At 53.5% G+C, this 6,035-nt stretch carries 5 protein-coding genes; 4 read left to right on the top strand and 1 reads right to left on the bottom strand.

Features of this window, described 5'->3' with window-relative positions:
* Nucleotides 1-428 precede the first annotated feature (428 nt).
* From hisS to LPA02S_RS10360, 3 genes are all read left to right on the top strand, one after another.
* Nucleotides 429-1,712, top strand: a complete 1,284-nt coding sequence (hisS, locus tag LPA02S_RS10370) for a histidine--tRNA ligase (RefSeq protein WP_056956873.1) — start codon at nucleotides 429-431, stop codon at nucleotides 1,710-1,712.
* Between the two features lie 27 nt (nucleotides 1,713-1,739).
* On the top strand, nucleotides 1,740-3,533 hold the full coding sequence (gene aspS, locus LPA02S_RS10365) for an aspartate--tRNA ligase (RefSeq protein ID WP_054650678.1): 1,794 nt from the start codon (nucleotides 1,740-1,742) through the stop codon (nucleotides 3,531-3,533).
* 155 nt (nucleotides 3,534-3,688) lie between these two features.
* Nucleotides 3,689-4,597 (top strand): YitT family protein, encoded by a 909-nt coding sequence (locus LPA02S_RS10360; protein ID WP_054650676.1) that lies wholly within the window; start codon nucleotides 3,689-3,691, stop codon nucleotides 4,595-4,597.
* A gap of 72 nt (nucleotides 4,598-4,669) precedes the next feature.
* On the opposite strand, the gene LPA02S_RS10355 is transcribed toward LPA02S_RS10360, so the two are convergent.
* Entirely contained in the window at nucleotides 4,670-5,494 is an 825-nt protein-coding gene (locus LPA02S_RS10355; protein ID WP_056956876.1) for a pyruvate, water dikinase regulatory protein, read from the bottom strand.
* Between the two features lie 217 nt (nucleotides 5,495-5,711).
* Between LPA02S_RS10355 and rpsU the strand changes: the two genes are divergently transcribed.
* A complete protein-coding gene (gene rpsU, locus LPA02S_RS10350; RefSeq protein WP_054650674.1) occupies nucleotides 5,712-5,894 on the top strand; it encodes a 30S ribosomal protein S21 in 183 nt (60 codons plus the stop codon).
* The last annotated feature ends 141 nt before the right edge of the window (nucleotides 5,895-6,035 follow it).

The following is a 6,035-nucleotide window of genomic DNA, read 5'->3' as shown; positions in this document are numbered from 1 at the left end:
TCACCGTGGAGCGGTCCACAAAGGCGCAGCACCACACAGCACCGCCAACGCTCAGAACCGCCACCTTTAGCAACTTTTGCAAACGTGGTTGACAGCCATATTGATAATGGTTAGTATCATTGGTGAATACTTTCGTAGCCAATGATGGACGAGAAGAGACCGCACGAAGCGACCCGGGATGGTGCAAGCCGGGAATGGTCGACAAGACAATCCTGAGGCTGATATTACTCCGGTCGCCACCGTTATGGTTGAGTAAAACAGTAAGGTGGTACCGTGCACGCACCCTTCGTCCAACGACGGAGGGTGCTTTTTATTGTCCGGCGTCGCGGGCTCCATTTGATCCTGCGACGCCGGGCGCGAAAGCACGACAAAAATTATTCACGTGGGTGGTGTGCAACCTCACCGCCACACAATAGGGGAGAGAACATATGGCATATCAACGACCAAAGGGTACTGCGGACATTTTACCCGGAGACAGTGAATCATGGCAGCACGTTGAACGTGTCGCCAACGACATCTTTAACCGCTACCGCTACCACGAAATACGAACACCCATCTTTGAAAGTGCGGACGTCTTTGCCCGTTCGTCGGGTGAGACCAGCGATATCGTGTCCAAGGAAATGTATACCTTTAAGGACAAAGGCGACCGGATGATGGCGCTCCGTCCAGAGGGCACTGCCGGCGTCGTGCGGGCTTACGTCGAGAACAAGCTGTACGGGCCAGAGTTTGGTAAGCCGTACAAAGTATGGTACAAGGGCCCCATGTTCCGTTACGAACGCCCACAATCCGGACGTCAGCGCCAATTCCATCAGATTGGGGTGGAAGCATTCGGCAGTAGTAGTCCCGCCCTGGACGCTGAAACCATCGCAATGGCCCGCGACCTGCTCACCACTATGGGCGTGGCCAACCTGAAATTCGTCATCAACACGTTGGGTGATCCGGATAGTCGCGCGGCCTTCCACCAGGCGCTGATCGACTACTTGACGCCGTTCAAAGACGAACTGTCTGACGATTCCAAGGTGCGTCTTGAGAAGAACCCGTTGCGCATTTTGGATAGCAAGGATCACCACGACCAGGAAATTGTGGCCAACGCACCATCAATCCTGGACTACCTAACCGACGCCGCTAGGACCCACTTTGAGGCCGTGCAGCAGAACCTCACGACCTTGGGGATTGAATACGAGGTCGACAGCACCATGGTCCGGGGGTTGGATTACTATAACCACACCATCTTTGAGGTCATGAGCAGCAGTCCAGTCTTCGGCAGCGGCTACACCACCGTGCTTGCTGGTGGGCGCTACAACGGCCTGGTTGAGCAGCTCGGCGGCCCGGACACGCCCGGCGTCGGCTTTGCTATGGGGGTTGAGCGCTTGATGTTACTCCTGGGTGACCAGGTTGAACCGGCCCAGCTGGACACGTACATTGTCGCGATTGACCAGAGTGCCCAAGAGACGGCGCTCCAGTTAGCAACCGCTATTCGCGGCCAGGGTTACAGTGCCGACATGGACTTCATGGACCGGAAGGCCAAAGCCCAGTTTAAGTCCGCGAACAAAGAGGGTGCCCGGCTGACCATAACTCTGGGTAGCCAGGAATTGGCGGATCACACGGCCAGCGTCAAAGTGATGGCTACGGGGCAGCAGGAAGTTGTGCCGCAGTCCGACCTGACCAGCGACTTTGCCGCCGTTGTGGCACGTCTCACTGCCACCAAATAATGGGTATTTTGAAGGGAACTGATACTAATGAATAAACGTACAATGTATGCGGGTGACGTCACGGCCGCCAACCTTGGCCAAACCGTCACGCTGATGGGTTGGGTACGGAAGCGACGCAGCCTGGGTAACCTGATTTTTGTTGATTTGCGCGACCGTGCCGGCCTCGTGCAGCTGGTCTTTTCGTCCGCGCTCGACCCGGATGCGCTTGCGGTTGCCAACACGTTGCGTAGCGAATACGTCATCGCCGTGACCGGTGAAGTTAAGAACCGCGGCGAAAAGGAAATCAACCGTAACCTGAAGTCCGGCGAAATTGAGGTGGAAGTCCACGCCATTGAGATTCTGAACAAGGCCAAGACGCCACCATTTACGATTGAAGATAACGTCGACGCCACCGAAGAGTTGAAGTTGAAGTACCGCTACCTGGACCTCCGCCGGCCAGAGATGCAGGCGGCAATCATGACCCGTTCCCGGATCATGGCTTCCACCAACCGCTACTTTGAAGACCATGACTTTGTGAACATCGAAACTCCCGACCTCACCAAGAGCACGCCAGAAGGTGCCCGCGACTACCTGGTACCGTCACGTGTGTACCCAGGGACATTCTACGCATTGCCACAGTCACCCCAGCTATTTAAGCAGCTGCTGATGGGGGCCGGCTTTGACCGGTACTTCCAAATCGCGCGTTGTTTCCGTGATGAGGATCTGCGTGGTGACCGCCAGCCAGAGTTTACGCAGATTGACATGGAGACCTCATTCCTGAGTGCTGAAGAAATTCAGGACATCACTGAGGGCCTGATTGCCCAAGTAATGCAAGACGTGATGAACGTTGAAGTTGAGCGTCCTTTCCGCCGGATTACGTGGCAGGACTCTATGGACCGCTTTGGTAGTGAGAAACCCGACCTGCGCTTTGGTATGGAAATTCAGGACGTCTCGGCACTCGTCAAGGACAGTGATTTCAAGGTGTTCAGTGGCGCCGTTGCCAACGGCGGCATGGTGCGTGCCATCGTCTTGCCTGGCGGGGCGGACAAGTACTCCCGCAAGGCCATCGACAAGCAGGCCGATTACATCAAGCGTTTTGGCGCCCACGGTCTAGCTTGGCTCAAAGTCACTGACGACGGTATTTCTGGCCCCATTGCGAAATTCTTTGGTGATGGTCGCGAACTGACTGACGCGTTAGGAGCCAAGAGTGGCGACATGGTCATGTTTGCTGCCGACAAGTTCAAAGTGGTGGCGGATACTCTGGGCTACTTGCGTTCATACTACGGCAAGGACTTGGGTCTGATCGATGAGAACCAATTTGCCTTTTGCTGGGTTGTGGACTGGCCACTATTTGAATTCGACGAGGGCGATAACCGCTGGGTTCCAGCACACCACCCGTTCACCATGCCGAACGAAGAGGACGTACACCTGCTCGACACCGACCCACACAGTGCCCATGCTCAAAGCTATGACATTATCCTGAACGGTTACGAGTTGGGTGGGGGCTCCATCCGTATCCATACTCGCGAGATTCAGGAGAAGATGCTGAAGGCGCTCGACTTCACTCCCGAACGAGCCAATGCCCAGTTTGGTTTCCTGCTAGACGCGCTCGAGTACGGCTTCCCGCCGCATGGTGGTCTGGCCATCGGCTTGGACCGCTTTGCCATGTTGCTAGCACACAAGGACAACATTCGCGACGTGATTGCTTTCCCTAAGAACAGCAAGGCTAGCGAACCAATGACCAAGGCACCGACAGCAGTTGCTCCAGATCAGCTAGTGCCACTCGGTATCGACGTAACCGTTGACCCAACGGCAGAGGAACATGACGAACCCGAAGAATAGTTTAGTTTATAAAAATTGAAACTATCAAACAATACCCCCAACATAGTGCTGGGGGTATTTGCTTGAACTCCGAACCACGTTTTGACCGTCATCCCAGTGGGGGTTGGTCTGCGTGGTATACTTAGGGCACGATTAATTACTGGGAAGGAACCGCTATGCAAGAGCTTGACCGTTTAATTAGGCGTCACCAAAACTGGAGCCGGCTATCCGCCGCGTTTCTGTACGCCGTCTGTGTATCCGTTGCTTTGAACATGTTCTGGGAGCCAGGAGGGGTCTACGCCTCCGGAATCACCGGTGCCGCGCAACTAATTGCGGCGGTCGTCCAGCGGTGGTTCAACTTTGCGTTGCCCGGCGGCATGAAGATGAGCGACATTTTTCCAACTGGGACCTGGTTATTCCTGCTGAACGTCCCGCTGTTTATTCTGGCCTGGCGTAAAATTGGCCACCGGTTCACGATGTTCACGTTCCTCGCCGTCGTATTCTCAACCATCATGTTGCGGTTAATCCACGTGCCAACGCTCACGACCGACCCCATTATCTGCGGTATCTTTGGCGCGGTCGTGAACGGCTTTGGGACAGGCTTTGCGTTGCGTAACAATATTTCGACCGGGGGCCTGGATATTTTAGGCATCGTCATCCGGAAGCGGACCGGCTCGTCTATTGGTCAGGTGAACATCGCGTTTAACGTCGTCATTGTGATTCTGGCTGGTGCCATGTACAGTTGGCCACACGCGCTGGTATCAGCCCTCTCCATTTTCATCAACGGGCGCATCATTGATTCACTCTACACGCGCCAGCAGCGACTGCAGGTGATGATAGTGACGGCAAAGCCGCACGAGGTCATTAATACCATCCAAAGTGAATTACGGCACGGCATTACGATTGTGCACGACGTCGAGGGGGCCTTTAAGCACGAAGAAAAGACCATCTTGTTCACTGTTATTAGCCGCGCAGAGATGTACGACCTGGGTAGCGCAGTGAAGAAGGCCGACAAGTATGCCTTTGTCTCGATGACCGAGGCCGTCAAAATTATGGGACGCTTTTACGAACCGCAAATTCGATGATTAGATACAAAAAAAACCAGTACCGGAGCACCCACAATGTACGGGTGCTCCGGTACTGGTTTTTGATTAGTGTTACTTGTTGTTGTCGAACACGTCCATCCCCAAGTGTTCCATGATGAGTGTGGCCGTCTCTTCAATTGACCGGTGAGCCGTGTTGATGACGGTACAGCCCAACTTGGCGTACAGTTGGTTAGCGTAATCCAACTCTTGCATCACCTGTTCTCGAGCTGAGTAGGTGGTGTCAGGGCTTAGTCCGTAAGCCAACATACGTTGACGACGAAATTCCATCAAAATTTGCGGATCCGTGGTGAGCCCCACAACTTTCTGTGGGTCAACCTGGTAGATTTCGTCCGGAATTGTGGATTTAGGAACGATGGGCAGGTTTGCCACCTTAATGTTGCGGTTAGCGAGGTAAAGGGACAAAGGCGTCTTGCTAGTGCGTGACACACCGAGGAGTACCAGGTCGGCTTTGAGGAAACCGCTGGGATCCTTACCATCATCGTAAGTCACAGCAAACTCAATGGCATCAATCTTGTTAAAATACTGTTCGTTCAAATCATGCACCCCACCGGAAATGCCGCTGGGTTCCTCGTCAAAATGTTTGCTGATGCCGCGGACAATGGGGGAGAAGACGTCGTAGTTCAACAACCCAATCTGCTCGGAATACGCCACGGCGTCCTCGGCGAAGTCGGAGGTGGCCAGCGTATTGATGACGATACCGTCGTCGCCTTTGGCCTTGTCCAGCACCTCGTGCAGTTGTGCGTGTGACTTAATGAATGGGTACCTTAAATAACGGGGGGTTAACCGGGGAAACTGGGCCGCAACTGCGTGTGCAAGTTGCATGGCCGTTTCGCCCACCGCGTCGGACAGGATGTAAAAATTAATTGTTCGTGACATGGGACCATCGACTCCTTCTGCATGAAAATGCGTGCTTTTTTGATACCGCTATCATAGCATATTACGGCAAATCCCCGAAATAATCCGTACCATCTGGTGTAATTTTCAATTTTTATGCAGGATAGCGTTGACGCTGGTGCAACGGTTAGCTATAATATTTAAGAATTGTTGGGCCGATTCGTCCGCAATTACACCGATCCGGAGGGAGGGATAACACATGGCAAAGACAGTTGTTAAGAAAAACGAATCTCTCGACGATGCACTCCGCCGGTTTAAGCGGACGGTTTCTAAGTCTGGTACTCTGGCCGAATACCGCAAGCGTGAATTCTACGAAAAGCCAAGCGTCAAGCGTAAGCTTAAGTCAGAGGCAGCACGTAAGCGCAAGAAGCGTAAGTTTTAATTAGAGTGTACATCGAAGGATACCCGCAAATTATTGCGGGTATTTTTTTCACGTTTTGACGGCTTGACGCCTGATATCATTTCGATTGCCAAGCGATCATGTCTCGTTCTTCGTCAAACATGCGCAACGGTGACCGCTGCT

It is taken from the genome of Lacticaseibacillus pantheris DSM 15945 = JCM 12539 = NBRC 106106 (genome assembly GCF_001591865.1).
Classification (GTDB): domain Bacteria; phylum Bacillota; class Bacilli; order Lactobacillales; family Lactobacillaceae; genus Lacticaseibacillus; species Lacticaseibacillus pantheris.
Note: the sequence above shows the minus strand (reverse complement) of the source record. Positions and strands in the feature narration are given on the sequence as shown.

Coding starts and splice junctions, on each gene's coding strand:
- LPA02S_RS10355 (WP_056956876.1), bottom strand. CDS start 5,494: ATGTCACGAACAATTAATTTTTACATCCTGTCCGACGCGGTGGGCGAA.
- hisS (WP_056956873.1), top strand. CDS start 429: ATGGCATATCAACGACCAAAGGGTACTGCGGACATTTTACCCGGAGAC.
- LPA02S_RS10360 (WP_054650676.1), top strand. CDS start 3,689: ATGCAAGAGCTTGACCGTTTAATTAGGCGTCACCAAAACTGGAGCCGG.
- rpsU (WP_054650674.1), top strand. CDS start 5,712: ATGGCAAAGACAGTTGTTAAGAAAAACGAATCTCTCGACGATGCACTC.
- aspS (WP_054650678.1), top strand. CDS start 1,740: ATGAATAAACGTACAATGTATGCGGGTGACGTCACGGCCGCCAACCTT.